At 60.8% G+C, this 17228-nt stretch carries 16 protein-coding genes; 9 read left to right on the top strand and 7 right to left on the bottom strand.

The genetic code is table 11. The annotated features are described in order from the left end of the window. Window positions 1–14: 14 nt before the first annotated feature. On the bottom strand, window positions 15–1601 hold the full coding sequence (locus AC13RE_RS27140) for an aldehyde dehydrogenase (NADP(+)) (RefSeq protein WP_488565225.1): 1587 nt from the start codon (window positions 1599–1601) through the stop codon (window positions 15–17). A 223-nt stretch (window positions 1602–1824) separates the two neighbouring features. Here AC13RE_RS27140 and AC13RE_RS27135 point away from each other — a divergent pair, with 223 nt between their 5' ends. Next, window positions 1825–3327: a mechanosensitive ion channel family protein gene (locus AC13RE_RS27135; RefSeq protein WP_488565224.1), complete on the top strand. Its 1503-nt coding sequence runs from the start codon at window positions 1825–1827 to the stop codon at window positions 3325–3327. 110 nt (window positions 3328–3437) lie between these two features. Here AC13RE_RS27135 and AC13RE_RS27130 read toward each other — a convergent pair whose 3' ends face one another. Further along, window positions 3438–4049: an NAD(P)H-dependent oxidoreductase gene (locus tag AC13RE_RS27130; protein WP_488565223.1), complete on the bottom strand. Its 612-nt coding sequence runs from the start codon at window positions 4047–4049 to the stop codon at window positions 3438–3440. Window positions 4050–4128: 79 nt separating this feature from the next. On the opposite strand from AC13RE_RS27130, the gene AC13RE_RS27125 reads away from it, so the two are divergent. Continuing rightward, the gene (locus AC13RE_RS27125) at window positions 4129–4734 is read left to right on the top strand and encodes a TetR/AcrR family transcriptional regulator (RefSeq protein ID WP_488565222.1); all 606 of its coding nucleotides are present in this window, start codon (window positions 4129–4131) and stop codon (window positions 4732–4734) included. A 49-nt stretch (window positions 4735–4783) separates the two neighbouring features. On the opposite strand, the gene AC13RE_RS27120 is transcribed toward AC13RE_RS27125, so the two are convergent. Continuing rightward, window positions 4784–6313 (bottom strand): S10 family peptidase, encoded by a 1530-nt coding sequence (locus tag AC13RE_RS27120; protein ID WP_488565221.1) that lies wholly within the window; start codon window positions 6311–6313, stop codon window positions 4784–4786. Between AC13RE_RS27120 and AC13RE_RS27115 the strand changes: the two genes are divergently transcribed. Next, entirely contained in the window at window positions 6312–6491 is a 180-nt protein-coding gene (locus AC13RE_RS27115; protein ID WP_488565220.1) for a hypothetical protein, read from the top strand. The two genes, AC13RE_RS27120 and AC13RE_RS27115, sit on opposite strands and share 2 nt — an antisense overlap. Here AC13RE_RS27115 and AC13RE_RS27110 read toward each other — a convergent pair. Beyond that, complete coding sequence (locus AC13RE_RS27110) at window positions 6481–7080, bottom strand: isochorismatase family protein (protein WP_488565219.1); 600 nt, start codon at window positions 7078–7080, stop codon at window positions 6481–6483. The genes AC13RE_RS27115 and AC13RE_RS27110 overlap by 11 nt on opposite strands. A gap of 234 nt (window positions 7081–7314) precedes the next feature. Further along, entirely contained in the window at window positions 7315–7794 is a 480-nt protein-coding gene (locus AC13RE_RS27105; protein ID WP_488565218.1) for a MarR family winged helix-turn-helix transcriptional regulator, read from the bottom strand. A 24-nt stretch (window positions 7795–7818) separates the two neighbouring features. On the opposite strand from AC13RE_RS27105, the gene AC13RE_RS27100 reads away from it, so the two are divergent. The 3 genes from AC13RE_RS27100 to AC13RE_RS27090 all read left to right on the top strand — a co-directional run bounded on the left by AC13RE_RS27100 (window position 7819) and on the right by AC13RE_RS27090 (window position 12522). Then, a complete protein-coding gene (locus tag AC13RE_RS27100; protein ID WP_488565217.1) occupies window positions 7819–8733 on the top strand; it encodes a haloalkane dehalogenase in 915 nt (304 codons plus the stop codon). A gap of 146 nt (window positions 8734–8879) precedes the next feature. Beyond that, window positions 8880–9770: an amino acid ABC transporter substrate-binding protein gene (locus AC13RE_RS27095; protein WP_488565216.1), complete on the top strand. Its 891-nt coding sequence runs from the start codon at window positions 8880–8882 to the stop codon at window positions 9768–9770. Between the two features lie 190 nt (window positions 9771–9960). Further along, a complete protein-coding gene (locus AC13RE_RS27090) occupies window positions 9961–12522 on the top strand; it encodes a GcvT family protein (RefSeq protein ID WP_488565215.1) in 2562 nt (853 codons plus the stop codon). A gap of 167 nt (window positions 12523–12689) precedes the next feature. On the opposite strand, the gene AC13RE_RS27085 is transcribed toward AC13RE_RS27090, so the two are convergent. Beyond that, window positions 12690–13553: an alpha/beta fold hydrolase gene (locus tag AC13RE_RS27085; RefSeq protein ID WP_488565214.1), complete on the bottom strand. Its 864-nt coding sequence runs from the start codon at window positions 13551–13553 to the stop codon at window positions 12690–12692. Between the two features lie 138 nt (window positions 13554–13691). Here AC13RE_RS27085 and AC13RE_RS27080 point away from each other — a divergent pair, with 138 nt between their 5' ends. After that, complete coding sequence (locus AC13RE_RS27080; RefSeq protein ID WP_488565213.1) at window positions 13692–14468, top strand: class I SAM-dependent methyltransferase; 777 nt, start codon at window positions 13692–13694, stop codon at window positions 14466–14468. 110 nt (window positions 14469–14578) lie between these two features. Here the strand turns inward: AC13RE_RS27080 and AC13RE_RS27075 are convergent, their stop codons facing one another. Next, window positions 14579–15241: a TetR/AcrR family transcriptional regulator gene (locus AC13RE_RS27075; protein WP_488565212.1), complete on the bottom strand. Its 663-nt coding sequence runs from the start codon at window positions 15239–15241 to the stop codon at window positions 14579–14581. Between the two features lie 82 nt (window positions 15242–15323). Between AC13RE_RS27075 and AC13RE_RS27070 the strand changes: the two genes are divergently transcribed. Together AC13RE_RS27070 and AC13RE_RS27065 are read left to right on the top strand one after the other, a co-directional pair. Next, complete coding sequence (locus tag AC13RE_RS27070; RefSeq protein ID WP_488565211.1) at window positions 15324–15752, top strand: carboxymuconolactone decarboxylase family protein; 429 nt, start codon at window positions 15324–15326, stop codon at window positions 15750–15752. Further along, the gene (locus AC13RE_RS27065) at window positions 15749–16945 is read left to right on the top strand and encodes an MFS transporter (RefSeq protein WP_132717677.1); all 1197 of its coding nucleotides are present in this window, start codon (window positions 15749–15751) and stop codon (window positions 16943–16945) included. Before AC13RE_RS27070 ends, AC13RE_RS27065 begins: the two co-directional genes overlap by 4 nt. Window positions 16946–17228: the final 283 nt, after the last annotated feature.

The raw sequence follows: 17228 nt of genomic DNA, 5'->3' as shown, positions 1-17228 counted from the left end.
ATCGGGACGGTAACTCAGTTACCCTTGCGCACACCATCCAGCAGATGCGGCAGCGCCCTGACGCCATCATCGCGCAATTCCGCCGGCAGCAGCCCTTCCGGAAGATCCTGATAGGAGACCGGACGCAGGAAGCGGCGGATGGCGAGCGTGCCGACCGAGGTCGTGCGGCTGTCCGAGGTCGCCGGGAAAGGCCCGCCATGCACCATGGCATGGCTGACTTCGACCCCGGTCGGCCAGCCATTGGCGAGGATGCGCCCGGCCTTACGTTCCAGCACCGGCACAAGCTTGGCGGCCGTGGCATAGTCATCCGCTTCGATCTGCAGGGTCGCGGTCAGCTGGCCCTCGAGCTTTTCCGCAACGGCAATCATCTGGTCGACATCCTTGCAGCGTACCAAAAGGCTTGCCGCGCCGAAAACTTCGTGGCCCAAGCGCTCGTCCGCCAGGAACTCCTCCGCTTCTGTCTCGAAGAAGATGCCCGGGCTGCGATTGACGCCTTCGGCCGGAGCGCCATGAGCGACGGTCTTGACAGACTCATGTTCCGCCAATGCCGCAACGCCCTTGTCGAAGGCGGCGTGAATGCCCGGTGTCAGCATCGGCGCTGGCGCGCGGCCGCTCAGGGCGTCGCCGGCTGCCTGGACGAAACGGTCGAGATCAGGGCTCTCGATCGCAAAAAGCAGGCCCGGATTGGTGCAGAACTGGCCGGCGCCGAGCGTCAGGGAATCGATGAAGCCCGTCCCGATCGCCTCGGCGCGTGCTGCGAGAGCGGCGGGGAACAGGAAAACGGGGTTGACACTGCTCATCTCGGCATAGACCGGGATCGGCTCCGGACGAGCCGCGGCAATGGCGCCGAGCGCCAGGCCGCCGCCGCGCGATCCGGTGAAGCCGACGGCCTTGATGCGGGGATCGCGCACCAGCGCGGCACCGGTCTCGTTGGCACCGGTCAGCAGCGAAAATGTGCCCTCCGGTAGGCCGCATTGGGCGACGGCGGCGCGGATGGCGCGGCCGACAAGCTCGCCCGTGCCGGGATGGGCAAGGTGGCCCTTGACGACGACCGGGCAGCCGGCGGCGAGTGCCGACGCCGTATCACCGCCGGCAACCGAGAAGGCGAGCGGGAAATTGCTGGCACCGAAAACGGCGACCGGGCCGAGCGGAATCTGGCGCAGGCGCAGGTCCGGCCGCGGCAGCGGCTTGCGCTCCGGCAAGGCCGGATCGACGCGCAGATCGAGCCACTCGCCGGCGCGAACCACCTGCGCAAAGAGCCGGAGCTGGCCAACGGTACGGCCGCGCTCGCCCTGGAGGCGCGCCACCGGCAGGCCGGTCTCTTCCGTCGCGCGCTCGATCAGGGTATCGCCAATCTCCATGATGTTGTCGGCAATCTTTTCGAGAAATGCTGCGCGCTGCTCGGGGCTGGTGGCGCGGTAGACGTCGAACGCCTGGGCCGCCAACTCACAGGCTTTAGCAACATCGCTCTCGCTGGCGACCGCAAAGGCCGGCTCCAGATTTGCGCCGGTTGCCGGGTTGATCGCACGCACGGTTCTGTTGCCGCCGGTAGAATCTGAGCCGATCAACAGATCGCCGCGAATCTCGAAAGACTGTGTCATGGGTATTCCTTAAGGATGTCGGAGCGCTAGGGCGTTGCGCTGCGAGAGCAGATAGCAGGATGGGATGACAGATATAAGATGATAATCGTCATCTAATTATCAAGGTGCATGTCCTGAGATCAAGGCGGCAACGTCAATTAATCATACTTTTTCTGCATATGGCGCTGCGGCCTCTTTCATGCCAATTTAGCCCCATCCGAAAGATCGAGTGCGACCGAATCCCATGTCCATTGCGCTTCTTGGCGATCCGATCGTCCAGTTCTTCATTCTGGTTGTCGTCGGCACATTCGTCAGCCGCGTCATGCTGCGTCATCAGCGGGCCGGCCGCCTGATCGGTCAGATGGCCTTTTTCGTCTGCCTGACTGCACTTTTATTCTATCACGGCATCGTGCCCTATGAACCGAGCCCGCCGCTGGAATCGGTGACGCTGCGCACCTTCACGGGCTTTGCCAAGATCGTCTGGTGGGTCAACGGCGCCTGGGTGCTGATTGCCTGCGTGCGGCTGTTCCTGATTTTCGAGCGCAAGCCCCGCGAGGGCCGGCTGCTGCAGGATCTGATCGTCGGCGTGATCTATCTCGGCGCCATTCTCTCCATCGTCGGTAATGTCTTCAGCGTCCCGATCGGTACACTGATCGCGACATCGGGTGTCTTCGCCATCATTCTCGGCCTTGCCTTGCAGAGCACCTTGAGCGACGTCTTCTCCGGGATCGCCCTCAATCTCGGCCGTCCTTACTCCGTCGGCGACTGGATCGTCCTCGAAAATGATGTCCAGGGCCGCGTCGTCGAAACCAATTGGCGCGCCACGCAACTGCTGAGCGGCACCAACGATCTGATCGTCATTCCGAACAGTATCCTTGCCAAGACGCGGCTGACCAATCTTTCCTCGCCTGACGAAAGCCACGGTGCAACCGTCACCGTACGCATTCAGCCCACCACCCTGCCACGCATCATCGCGGATGTGATGCAAAACGTCTTGCTCAGCTGCAACTCGATCCAGAAGAACCCGGAACCCAGTGTCGCCATCACTTCCATCGATGGGCAGGCGATCGAACTGCAGCTGTCCTTTCGCGTGCGCGATATGTCGCTGACACAAGCCGCAAAGAACGAGATCTATGATCTGCTATTTCGTCACGCCAAGGCAGCAAACCTGAAATTCGCCGATTCTCCCGGCACGATCATGCTTCCCATGGAGCAAAAGCCCGAAGCGGCCGAGGAGAAGCAACATGCACCTGGAACGCCCTGGCGGCTTGTCAGCAATATCCCGCTGTTCTCTTCACTGACCGAGGATGAAAAGGAACATCTGGCATCGCATATGCAGCGCCGAACCTATCGCAAGGATGCCGTCATCGCCGAACAGGATGCCCGCATGCGGGCGCTCACGATCGTCCGCTCGGGCGTCGTCAGCATCACCCGCCGCGAAGGGCATCGCCAGATCGAGCTGACGCGCCTTGCCCCAGGCGATTATTTCGGTGAGAACGGGCTGCTGATGGGATCCGGTGAGGTCGGCACGGTTCGCGCCCTCACCTTCGTCGTCACCTACGAAATCGGCGATGAGTGCCTGGCGCCGCTGCTGCACGACCGGCCGACCCTTGCCGAAGAGCTCGGCGCCATCCTGGCAAAACGCATAGAGGAGGAGGAGCATCTCTTCGCCAATGCCGACATGCTGGCACACGGCAATCCAGTCAGCACGCTGAGCTCGCGCATCAGGCATCTCTTTCAGCTATAGAGCAATTCCAGGAAAAGTGCGCAGCGGTTGTCCGTCCGGAATTACGAGACAACAAAGAGATAGAGCGGCTCAGAGATTCCCTGAAAAACTGAACCGCTCCAGCAGCACCATTAGGTCGCATCCGCCGCCTTCTTTGATCGTGAAGTGGCAAAGAGATTTTGCCCGATGGCGCGGGCGGTATCGAGATGGGAACTCATATCCTGTGCTTCCGTCAACAGCAATTCGGAGGTCGCGACGGGAGCCCCGCAATATCCGAAAATTCCATGATCGATCTGCATTTTCATGGCGCCGAAATAACCGTGGCGCGCATAGGTGCGCATGGTCGCACCGCCGATAGCGATCAGATGGACGCGAAGATGGCGTAATCTCTTGATCGGCCTGTCACCGGGCATGTCGTCATAGGCCCAGCCATTGGTGAACACCCGATCGATCCACCCCTTGAGCAGGCCGGGCATGGACCACCAATAAACGGGATAGACCAGCACCACCGCATCGGCACGATCGATTCGCGCTTGCTCGGCAACGACGTCATCAGGCGATGGGCCTTCTCTGAGATGAGCGGCGATATCGGCGGCGCTGAACCTCGGATCAAAACCTTCCGCCGTAAGATCCGCGATTTCAAACGTGGCGCCCGAAGCCGTTATACCTTCGGCGACTTTGGCCGCGACGGCGTGGCTGAACGAATCGGGATTCGGATTGGAGACGACGATAAGCGCATGCATGTGAAAAACTCCTGCTGGCTCATTGTGAGCGGCGGCTCAATCTTATATACTTTTAGTAAGTTACTTTTGGTATATAGCGATGTCAAGCGCGCAGACAAATAAACCGGAGCCCCGCACCCGTCTGACGCGGGAGGAGCGATACCGGCAGCTCATCCAGGTTGCCTGGCAAATCATCGGCGAAGAGGGAACGGAAGCCCTGACATTGGGACAGCTTTCGGAGCGTGCCGGCGTGACGAAACCCGTGGTCTACGACCACTTCACAACTCGTTCCGGCCTACTGGCTGCGCTCTATCGCGAATACGATATCAGACAGACCGCAGTGATGGACAAGGCGCTTGATGCAAGCAGCGCGACGCTGGCAGGCAGGGCTGAGGTGATAGCCGCCTCCTATGTCGATTGCGTGCTGCTGCAGGGGCGCGAAATACCCGGCATCATCGCCGCGCTCGCGGGCTCGCCGGAGCTCGAAAAAATCAAACGCGAATACGACACGGCTTTCATCGAGAAGTGTCGCGCGCTGCTCGCTCCTTTCGCCGATGCAGGCTCCGTCAAATCAGCGGGCCTCTGGGCAATGCTGGGTGCGGCCGAAGCGCTGTCCTATGCCGCCACGACGGGCGACATCAGCCCGCAGCAGGCGAAGGACGAGCTCTGCGAAACCATCAAGGCCATGGTCGCGAGAAACAAGTAGAGGCCGGTCTCGCACCCCGCCGTCCACGTTGCGCATCGAGGCCAACCAGTCAGTTCGATTGCGCTGCCGGCGCTGCCTTGATCTGCCCGGCATAAAACGCCTTGGCATCACCCGTGAACTGCTCGCGCGACATCGGCCGCGTGTAGAACATATGGCCGCCGCGATAGAGCTTCATCGCCACGCGATCAGCAAAGGCGGGGGGCATGTGGTCGAGCACATATTTGTTCACGCCGAAGGGGATGACGAGATCGCTGTAACCCTGCCCGATCATCACGCGGAAGGATGGCGAGAGCGATAACAGCTCCTTGAGATCGTCGCCAACACCGGCGGTCCCGCGCGAGCCGCCATTGTGCCCGCCCCATTTCCACTCCCTGTTCACCGATGTCGACAGAAGCGTGTAGGTCATGTCGGTATGAAAGCCCAGCTCGTCACGGGCATAGCCCGAAAAGGCACCGCCATAGGCGCGAACAAAGCCATCCAGGATCGGGTCGCCGCCATGCTCGGCCTCCGACTGCGGATAGGGGTCCGGCGCCAGAAACGAGGCGTCATAAGCACTCGCCACGTCCGCGCCGTCACCATCGGAATGTTTGCGGTAGACCCCGCCGAGAAAACCTTGGTTCTTGGCAACGACATCCTGCGGTATGCCCGTCAGCTTCGCGACGCGCCCGTAGAAGGCCTGGCCGGAATCTCCCGACGGCGGCCGTCTGGCAAGGGTCGGCAGATATTCGTTGAAGGCGAAGGCCTCGGCATCCTGGACTGCTTTCTCGCTGAAGGCGTTTTGACGCTCCAGTTCGGCCGCCGCCAGTGACGGCAGCTGCAGGGCTGCACCAAGAGCATCCTCACCGCCCCCGAAGACGAACCGGCCCTCCAGCAGCGGCGACAGCATGACGATGCCGGAAATCAGAATGCCCTGATCTTCGCGCAGGCTGTTGGCAATCTTGACCGAGCGAAACCCGCCATAGCTTTCTCCAAGAATGTACTTCGGCGACGACGCCCGGCTGTTATGGGCAACGTAAAGGGCGATCGCCTTGGCGAGGCTTTCGGCATCGCTGTCGACACTGTAGAAATCATTCTGATCATCGAGCTTGGCAGCGCGGCTCCAGCCGGTGCCGATCGGATCGATCAGCACGAGATCGGTGAATTCCAGCCAGCTTTGCGGATTGTCGACCAGCTTGGCATGGGCGCCATCGCGCCCGTCTGCGCCGAAATCGACGATCCGCGGACCGACGAGCCCGAGATTGAGGAAGGCCGAAGCAGCACCCGGCCCGCCATTGAACACGAAGGTCACGGGCCGGTTCGCATCCCGGCTCTTGGCGACATAGGCGGTGTAGAAGATCGCGGCGCTGCGCTGGCCATCCTGGCCGAAAAGATCGAGCGTACCCGCAGTCGCCGTATAGGGAATGGTCTTGCCATCCGTAGTCAGCACATGGTCGCTCACGGCATCGGGCGGCAGGAGCGAGAGCACGCCGCTCGCACTGGCAGGCGCGCCGTGGCCCTGCTCGGGCGGAGCGGCGGATGCCGTTGCCGATATCAGCGAAAGGGCCAGCGCCAGGCCGGGAACCATCTGGCGAAAAGACATGAAACGCATCCTCCAAAGGGATCATCGCATAGCTGTCGTTGCCGGCGATACTATGTCACAGACGACAAGCGCCGAAACTCAAGAGATGTTGATCGATGGATTATCGGTCGTGGCACTTCTGGAGAATGGCGCGCTTGAGGGCGTGCTGGCCGGCGGGCTGCAGCAAATCAGAACTTGATCCTGTCGATGCTGGTCAGCGTCGTCTTCTGCGAAACGCCGGGCGCATTGACCATGTGCCAGGCCACATATTGCTCACCGTAAAGCTCTGTCGATGACATGCCGTCGACGGGCAGGACAATGTTCATGCCGTTGAGCGCCGCATCCGTCGCCGTATCGAGCACCGCCCCCTCCGAGGCCGTGCCTGTCACGATGATGGTCTTGATGCCCTTGTCCGAGAGAATACTGCGCAGATTGGTACCGATGAACTTGTCCGCCCCGGATTTGACGATCGGCTCGCTCGCCAGGGGCGCCAGCGCCGTTGCGATATCCTGCGGCTCGCCAACGCCGGCCAGGCTGAAGACGACGAGCATCTCCTTGGCGCGCGCCTGATCGAGCAGAGTTTTCACCTTCGGGACGGATGCCAAGCAACGAGGCTTGGTCTTCACGTTACACGGTCCCTTGGTCGGGTCCTGCGCACCGTTGAAATCGAGGACCAGCAACGCCGTCGTCTTCGGATCGACGGTAACTATCTTCAGCTCCGGCGCCGCTGGCGGCTTCACCTTCTGCCAATCATCGATGATCGTCTGCGCTGCTGCCGGCGAGGTCACCGCGAAACCAAAGGTCCCACAAAGAACAGAAAAACCGAAGCCGAAAGCAAGACTAGCTTTCCGGATCCAACCCGTTGTCTTCCTGATCAAGTTCCACTCCTGCATCGGCGCATCCCTTTCGGCTGACGGTCGTGCACGAGAAATAGGCCATAAACCAGGACGGGGTAACGAAACTCTTCGTGATAACACTCCGAAGCACGGGGTTCCCATACCAGAGGCGGATCAACCCACCTCCTATGTCGCCGCCTCGTCTATCAGCCCTGCGGAATCCCCGTCGCTTCGGAGCTTGCCGAGCACCTCCTGCAAGGCCTGCTTCAGCGCATTAATCTCCTCAGAACCGGCGATATCAGACCAGCGCTGATCTACAAGGCGGCCTGTTGCCGCTGCTATTGGCCGCACGCCTCTGCCGCGCTCGGTCAGAAACACAAGTCTTGCACGTCGATCGTCAGGGTCCGGTCGGCGCTCGACATAACCCAGGCGCTCCAGCTCCTCCACCGCCTGCGTCATCGTCTGCTTGCGGACATGGGCAAGCCGAGTGAGCTCACTCACCTGAATTCCTTCCGGACGCATGAAGGTAAACACATTGGCATGCGGTGGTCGGATATCGCCATAACCGGCCTCTTCCAGCGCGGCTTCGACATCCTGTGTCCAATGTTGATGCACGAGCCGCAGCAGCAGGCCCAGGGACGGGCGAGTGGGAACACAATCTTCCATGATATAGACAGGTACCTGACTATTATGTTAAATAGACAGGTACCTTACCATTTTATTTCACGAAAGGATACCCACATGCCCTCCCTCAATGTGCTTGACTCGTCGATCTTCTACGAGGATGCCGGAACGGGAACACCCTTCGTCTTCCTGCATGGCAACCCGACCTCATCCTACCTGTGGAGGCATATCAGCCCGGCCCTTGCCGTGCGTGCCCGCCGCCTGGCTCCCGACCTCATTGGCATGGGCCAGTCCGGCAAACCTGATATCGCTTATTCATTTGACGACCATGCACGCTATCTCGAAGCTTGGTTCGACAAACTCGCGCTCGATGATGTCGTATTGATCGGCCATGATTGGGGCGGCGCACTCGCATTCGACTGGGCCGCCCGCCATCCGGAACGCGTGCGCGGCATCGCCTTCATGGAAACGATCATCAGGCCTTTGACCTGGAACGACCTGCCGAATGCACGGGCTCGCTATGAACTGCTGCGCTCACCGGGCACGGGCGAAGCGAAGGTTCTGGACGAGAATTTCTTCATCGAGCAGGCACTGAAAGCCACGGTCCTGAACGAATTGAGCGCCGAGGATCATGGCGTCTATCGCGCGCCCTACCCGACGCGCGAAAGCCGCCGTCCGCTGCTTGCCTGGCCGCGCGCGATGCCGATCGAAGGCGAACCCGCCGATGTCGTCGCGCGCATCGAAGCCTATGATGCCTGGCTTGCCCGCAGCAAAGATATCCCGAAACTGCTGCTGACTTTCGATGGTCCGGCGGAGACGCTGCTGGTCGGCGAAAGGATGATAGACTGGTGCCGCGAGAATATTGCCGGATTGGCGATCGAAAATTGCGGACCGGCAAGGCACATCGCGCCGGAAGATCAGCCCCAAGCGATTGCGGCCGCCATCTCCAGCTGGACCGCGAGTCATAGTCTGTCTCGCTGAAAAGCCGATCTTCGCGACAGGAAAGGCCGCCACCTCTGCTCGACGGCAGGCGATCAAGGACAATCCATCGTTGACAAAAAACCGTCAGGCCATAATCTGCGCCTAAGCCTTTGCGATTGCCCAATTTTCTTTTGGAGATCAGGATCATGCCGGCACATTGCATGAGACGACTGGTTCTGGCAGGCATTATCCTCGGCATATCCGCCTATACGGCTACGGCCGCGCAAACGCTGGATCTCATCGCCCAAAAGGGCACGATCCGGATCGGCTATATCAGCGACGAAGCACCCTTCTCCTTCAAGAAGAAGGATGGCAACCCGGCGGGATACGCCATCGATCTCTGCGGCAAGATCGCCGATGCCGTCGGGCGCAAGGTCACCGATCTCAAGCGCGACTATGTCGAAACCACGCTTGCCGATGGCTTCGACGCAGTCAAAAGCGGCCAGGTCGATCTTCTCTGCGGCGCGCTGACCATCAGTCTCGGCCGACGCCAGAATGTCGATTTCTCCCAGCCGATCTTCATCACCGGTGCCAGCGCTCTACTGCGCAGGGATTCGCCCGATTATCTAATGGCTTTGTTCCTCGACAAGCGGCTGGCGCAGGTCTCCGCCAAGCCGGCCCCCGCGACGAGCACGATCGGCGTTCGCGCCGACACGACGACGGGCGCGACGCTGCGCGAGGCGCTGGGTTCCGACGTGCCGAAGACGCGGATCGCCGATTTCGCCACGCATCAGGACGGTCTGGTCGCGCTCGAAAACCATAAGATCGATGCCTATTTCGCCGATCGCGCCCTGCTCTTCGATCTCGCTTCCCATGCCCATAGTCCGTCCACGCTCGCGATCGGCAACCGCCTCTTCACGCATGAGCCCTATGGCATAGCCCTCCGGCAGGATGACTCTGCCTTCCGGCTGCTCGTCGATCAGACGCTGACCGAGACCTACCAGTCGGACGATTTCGCGAAGTTGCTGACGACCTATTTCGGCCAGGAAGGCCCGATCCTGCGACGCGAGATCATGATGCAGTCGATCCCGCAATAAGCGCATTCAGGAGATGCCATCGCCTTTGCGACATCTCCGATCAGCATATGTCGCCGACAAACCCAGCCATTTCCTGATAGGACAGCGTGATGGTCGTCGTGCAAGCATCTTGAATATGTCGTAGACAGGCTCTGGTCGCCGCCGCACACATCATAAAATCCGTTTTCAGTATCAATCAGGGTCGCACGCAATGGCAGTATTTCCTCAAAAGGCGAAGGTCGTCATCATCGGGCTTGGCGGTATCGTCGGCGCATCGATCGCTCATCATCTGATCGAGCGCGGCTGGGACGATATTGTCGGCATCGACAAATCAGGCATCCCGACGGATATCGGCTCGACGGCCCATGCCTCCGACTTCTGCTACACGACCAGCCACGATTTCCTCTCCTGCTGGACGACCCTCTACTCCATCGATTTCTACGACAAGCTCGGCCACTATGCCCGCGTCGGCGGCCTCGAAGTCGCCCGCGTCGGCGATGACGACCGCATGGCCGAAATCAAGCGCAAGGTAACCTCGGGCAAGGCCTTTGGCACGCGCGTGAGCTTGATCGACCCCGCCGAGATCAAGGAAAAATTCCCGCTGATCGAGGAAAGCATGGTTCAGGGCGGGATGTGGGACCCGGATGCCGGCCTCGTCATCCCCCGCTCTCAGACCGTTGCCGGCAAGCTGATCGACCAGGGCGAAAAGAGCGGCAAGCTGCAATCCTTTGCCAACACGCCGGCCCAGTCGCTGATCGTGAAAGACGGCCGCATCTCCGGCGTTGTTACGCATCGCGGCACGATCGAAGCCGAATATGTCATCGTCTGCGCTGGCCTCTGGGGCCGCCTGATCGCCGAAATGGTCGGCGAAGACCTGCCGGTCATGCCGGTAGACCATCCGCTGACCTTCTTTGGCCCCTACAATGAATTCGCCAATACCGGCAAGGAAATCGGCTTCCCGCTGATGCGCGATCAGGGCAACTCCGCCTATATGCGCGACACCGGCGACCCGAAGACCGCCGAAGGCGGCCAGATCGAATGGGGTTACTACGAAGAGAAGAACCCGCGCCTCTGCCATCCCCGCGATCTCCTCGAGAAACATGAGGCCCGCCTTTCGCCTTCCCAGCGCGATCTCGACATGGAACAGATCATCGAGCCGCTCGAACGCGCAATGGAACTGACGCCGATCCTCGGCGAACTCGGTTACAATGAAGGCCATTCCTTCAACGGCCTGCTGCAGGTTACCACCGATGGCGGCCCCTCCGTCGGCGAAAGCCAGAAGGTCCGCGGTCTCTGGTACTGCGTCGCCATCTGGGTGAAGGACGGTCCCGGCTTCGGCAAGCTCGTCGCCGACTGGATGACGGACGGCCGCACGCCGATCGATCACAACAGGATCGATTATTCCCGCTTCTATCCGCACATGCTGGAAGAAAAGTTCATCGAAGGCCGCTGCACCGAGGCTGCGCAGAAGATCTACAATCCCGCCGTCCACCCGCGCGAACCCTATGCGACCGGCCGCAATGTCCGTCGCTCGCCTTTCTATGAACGAGAAAAAGAGCTCGGCGGCTATTTCATGGAGCTCGGCGGCTGGGAGCGTGCTCATGGCTATGCCGCCAACGAGCACCTGCTCGAGAAATACGGCGATCGCATCCCTGTGCGTGAAAACGAATGGGACAACCGCCATTTCTGGCGCGTCTCCAATGCCGAGCATCTGGCACTGAGCGAGGATTGCGGCATCATCAACCTCTCGCATTTCGCCATGTACGACATCGAAGGCCCTGACCATGTCGAACTGCTGGAATGGCTTTGCGCGGCCAAGATCGGTGGCGACGCCAATATCGGCAAGGGCATCTACACCCACTTCCTCGACGACGAGGGCATGGTGCGTGCCGACTTCACTGTCATCCGCATGGCTGACCGCTGCCGTCTGATCGACGGCGCCGATGCCGGTCCGCGCGATTTCCACTATATGCGCCGTGTTGCCCAGGATAAGGGCTTCGACGTCACCTTCACCGATGTCACCGAACGCTATGTCACGATCGGCATCTGGGGACCGAATGCTCGCACCAACCTGCAGAAGGTGGTCGAAAGCCCGGAAAACCTCGCGCACGAAAACTTCCCCTTCGCCGCGATCAAGCAGATCCGCATCGCCGGCAAGAACGTCACCGCATTCCGCATTTCCTATGTCGGCGAACAGGGCTGGGAACTGCACATGGCCTATGGTGACGCGCTGGCCGTCTGGGATGCGCTGCGCTCGACCGGCGCGATCGCCGTCGGCGTCGAGACCTATGCCAACAGCCGCCGCATGGAAAAGAGCCTGCGCCTGCAGAATGCCGACCTGCTGACGGAATATAACCTCCTCGAAGCCGATCTCGCCCGCCCGAAGGTCAAGGACGCCGATTTCCGCGGCAAGGCGAAGCACCTCGAATATCGCGCCCGCGAGCATCAGCCGGCTATGCTCTGCACGCTCGTCGTGACCGATAACATCGACTCCAACGGCATTGCCCGCTACCCCGTTGGCATCCTGCCGGTCATGGATCCCGAAACCGGCGAAACCCTCGTCGATGAGCTCGGCCGCCGCTCCTTCACCACCTCGATCGCCTATGGCCCCACCATCGGCAAGAATATCGCACTCGCCTACCTCCCCTGGTCCTATGCCCAGGAAGGCCGCAAGCTGACGGTCGAATATTTTGGCGAAACCTACCCGGTCGAAGTCGCCGGCGTCGGCTACAAGCCGCTCTATGACGCGGAGAACCTGAAGCCGAGAAGCTGATTTCTAGAGCGGTTCAGTTTTTCACGGAATCTCTGAACCGCTCTATCTCTTTGTTGTCTCGCAATTCCGGACGGAAAACCGCTACGCACTTTTCCTGCAATTGCTCTAACGAACCGGAAAGCGAGGTCATGCCTGGCTTTCTGGTTGTCTGTCGGGCCGGTCGTCTGTCAGCCTGTATGATCGATGATGGCCTGCGCGATCTCGTCAATGTCGCGCTCGTGGATTTCATGCCCTCCACCTTCGACTCGGTGCAGCCGCGCATTCCGCACCACCTTGGTGAAGGCCTCTCCGTGCCCTATGGGAAACAACGGATCGGCTGTGCCATGGATCGCAAGGACCGGCAGCTTGATATCGGAGGCTTGAAGCCTTGCAGGCCTTTCCTCGCTCACGAGCGTGAAATGGTTCGTAGCACTGGCAAATGACGGCGCCCGTTCCATGTCGCGGGCGATCAAGGCACTTGCAGCGTCAGGATCATGCGGATGCCTGGTGCCGGCAAGCATGGCCGTCTCGCGGCGCAGGAAATCGGCAATAACCTCAAGATTCGACCAGTCGACTGCTTCGGCCGACCTGGAATGCTCCTGATAGGCCTCCGTCGAAGAGGGCAAGCCCTCGACGCCGAGCGGTGATGTGCTGATCAGCGTAAGCGTCCGCACGCGCCGGGGATGGCGCAACGCGACTTCTTGCGCAACGGCGCCGCCCATCGACATGCCCGCCACATGCGCCGTTTCCAATCCGTAGCCGTCGAGAATTGCGATGGCATCGTCGGCTAAGTCGCTGAACGAATAATGGGGTTCGCCTTGCGGATAATGCGTCGAGAGGCCGGTATCGCGCTGGTCGTACCGGATCACATAGCGTTGGCGGGCGGCAAGTGTCTCGCAGAACCTGTCCGGCCACCACATCATCGAAGCCATCATTCCCATGATCAATATGATGGGCGGGCTGGAGGGATCACCGAAAGCCTGGGTCTGCAGTTTCGCTCCCTTGACCTCGATTGACGTCTCGGTGGCGGCGAATGATTCCATTCGTTCCATGACAAATCCATCCGATTGCAAATTGCAACTGGAATCCATATTGCATGACTGATCTTATTGTGCAATCAGTTTATGAGGAAGCTACATCACCGGGTATCGACTTCCGTCAAAGAAATTCCGAGATGAGGGAGGCTTGTAGTGCTGCAATGTGCTGATTTTTACGACGCTGAACTCTCGCGGCATAACCGGCATTTACGAGCCGCCGCCAACGTCCGGACGCATGACCGGATACTCGACATCGGCTGCGGCGCCGGGCAAACCAGCCGGCAAGCAGCTTTTGCCGCAACACAAGGCAGCGCGGTCGGCGTGGATACTTCCGCCGAGATGCTTGAGATTGCGCGTCAACGCAGCGCTAAAGCGGGATTACGCAACGTCAGCTTCGAGTTGGGCGACGCACAAACCTACGCCTTTCCAGCTGCCGCCTTTGATCTATGCATCAGCCGTTTTGGCGTCATGTTCTTCGCCGATCCGCCGGTAGCATTTGCCAATATCGCCCGCACGATGCGTCCGGCTGGACGCATTGCCTGGATGGTATGGCAAAGCGAAGAGCACAACAAATGGTCCAGCGCCATCAGGCAGGCGCTGGCTCCAGGAAGCACAATCTCTGAAAAAGCCGGCAAGGCATTTTCGCTCGGCGATCCCGCCATAGCCACGAAGCTATTGAGCACCGCTGGCTTCACCGCGATCGACTTTATCGATGTGCACGAACCGGTCTTCTATGGACCTGACGTCGATTCCGCCGTCGATGCCTTGAGTAACCTGTATATGGTAAAGGACGCGCTCTCGCACACAGACGGGACAGCCGACCAATCACTGCAGCGTCTGCATGATCTGCTGGAGGCACACATGACCTCCGAAGGCGTGCTCTTCGACTCCCGCGCATGGATCATTACCGCAGATCGAGCCGGTGGCTAATTGACCCCCACCTCTGCTCGCGAATGTGCTGCGAGGCGGATCACATGGTTTCACCGTTGCCGGCTTGGAAGATCCCGACGGGCGGCGTAAGCGCGCCCTTGCATCGCCTTTTATCTCTTCGCATACCGCGCAATCATCATCGCCACGGCTTCGTCAACGACGCGCTGGCGCTCGCTGACCGAAGAGGCTTCGCCAACACCAACCACTCGCAGCCAGAGCAGCGGTTCGTTGAGCAGGCCGAGGAACTGGCGGGCGGCAAGTTCGGCGTCGGGAAGAACGAGTGCCCCGTTCTGATCGAGTTGTTTCAGATAGCCGACAAGCGCCCGCATGGCAGGGGCTTTACCGGCCTCGAAGAAGTTGCGCGGCAGATCGGGGAAGCGCGCGCCCTCGCTGATGACCATGCGAAGGAACGCCACCGCGATCGGCGGCTCCCAGAAATCGACGATCGCCTTCCCGATCCTGCCGAGGCCGACAGAAGGATCGCGTAGCGCCTGCTCGTCGGCGGTGATTTCTACGACAGGAAAATCCCGCCAGACCCGTTCCACGGCGGCCGAGAACAATGCTTCCTTGCTCTCGAACTGATTGTAGACCGTGCGCCGCGCCGCGCCGGATTCCTTCGCCACGAGGTCCATGCTCGCCCCCTCGTAACCATGCGTGAGAAACACGCGCGTCGCCGCGTCCAGAATGGCGTCGCGCTTGGGCGTGTCGGCGCGCACAGCCGGCTCGCTGTCCGAAGGCACTGTTTTCGGTACACGGCTACGCGGATCTGCCAAGGCATTTTTCTCCCGTTGACTGCACTGCACAGTGCAGTGTAATTGAATGACACTGCACTGTGCAGTGCATAGGAGATACAGGATGCCAGAGACAATTTCCACCATTTCCCCATCCGACGCGCGTTTCATGCAAGGCTGCGAGCGTTTCGCAGCCGTGACCGGCTTTCCCGCTCAGGCTTTCTTTGACGGCCTGGCCGAAAGCTCTCCCGACTTCGGGCGTTATCTCATCGAGTGGGTCTTCGCCGATGTGTACGGACGCGACGATCTCGACCTGAAGACGCGGGAACTCATCATTATCGCTGCCGGCGCGGCGCTGGGCGCAACCGGAATCGACGTTATCAAATTCCATGTCCCAAATGCGCTCCGGGCCGGGGCCACGCGCGCAGAAATCTTCGGCACGCTGATCCAGGTGGCGATCGTCGCCGGGATTCCCACGGCGCTGGCGGCCATCACGACGGCGGCGCAGGTCATGCCGAAGGCCGATACGACCGCAGACGGGGCAAACGCATGACCACGCCATCGCCTACACGCGAACTGGGCACGACCGCGATCGTCGTCATGGCGGTCGCGGCGGCGCTTACTGTCGCCAATGTCTACTTCAATCAGGCGTTGCTCACCGCGATCGCGGCGGATTTCGGCGTCAGCCCGCGAGATGTCGGGCTTATCGCCACCCTATCCCAACTCGGCTACGCCCTCGGCATCCTGCTGATCGTTCCACTAGGCGACCGCAGCGAGCCGCGTTCGCTGGTGCGCATCCTGCTCATCGGCGTTGCCATCGCCCTGGCAGCAGCTTCCTTCGCCCCGAAGCTCGGCATCTTGGCGGGCCTCAGCGTCGTCATTTGCATGGGAACCTGCGTCCCGCAGATCGTCCTGCCTCTGGCGGCCGGATTGACCCGCCCCGAGCGGCGTGGCCACGTCGTTGCATCGGTGCAAACCGGCCTCGTCGTCGGCATTCTCCTGTCGCGCACGCTGGCAGGCATCGGCGCCAACAGCTTCGGGTGGCGGCCGATCTACGGGATCGCCGCCGGTTTCATGGCTGCGTCAGCCGTCATCCTTCCGGCAGTGTTGCCGCAACGTGGGGCGGCTTCCGCAACCATGCCCTACGTGTCACTGCTCGGTTCCTTGTGGGGACTGTTTCGGCGGGAAAGGGATCTGCGCCTGTCGTGCCTGCTTGGCGCGGCAGTGTTCGCAGCCTTCTCGGCGTTCTGGACGACGATTCCTTTCCGGCTCGGCCAGCCGCCATTTGGTCTCGACCTTGCGGGTGTCGGCCTGTTCGCCCTCTGGGGCGGTATCGGAGGGTTGGCATCCCTGTTCGCGGGCGGGCTGATCGACCGTTTCGGGGAGGATTGCGTAAGCGCCGGAGCGATCCTGCTCGCTGCTGTCAGTTTCGGCGTCGTCCTCGTCAAGCCGGACAGCTATCTGGCTCTGGTCATCGGCGGAAACCTCCTGAGCTTCGCGCTGTCCGCCGGGCAGATCGCCAACCAGGCGCGCATCTTTTCCCTCGGTGTTGAAGCTCGCAGTCGCCTGAACACGATCTACATGGCCTTCACCTTCGCCGGCGGAGCGGGCGGGAGCGCGGGGGCTGGCATCATGTGGGCGGCACAAGGTTGGAACGGTATGTGTGGCTTCGCCTTCGCATGTATCGCCATAGGCGGCCTTGCGGTCGGGGCCGCGAAGCTCGGACGAAACGCCCGAGCGATATGAGTGAGGAGGGCGCAACCATCAGAGCTCACGAACGCAAAAAGGCCGCCTCATTGGGCGGCCGATCTGCGCGACTTGGCAATTTGAGTCGGTTTTGTTGGCCCTCTTTGCGACGTTTGTTGCTTGGGACAGTCGAGTGGCTGTCCGCTCGAGCTATGCTCGAGCGCGGCTCACCCTTCAGGTTATTGTCCTGAGGCACGAGGAGCTACGCTCGGCCTTGAAGATGAAGTCTTCGCGCCAGCGATAGAGTATGTCGAAGATTTCGCAAAATAGGAGAGAAGAAAGA

This window comes from Martinezella sp. CNPSo 3959, from assembly GCF_057784355.1.
The sequence above is the reverse complement of the archived record's forward strand: the minus strand, read 5'-3'. Positions and strand labels throughout refer to the sequence as shown.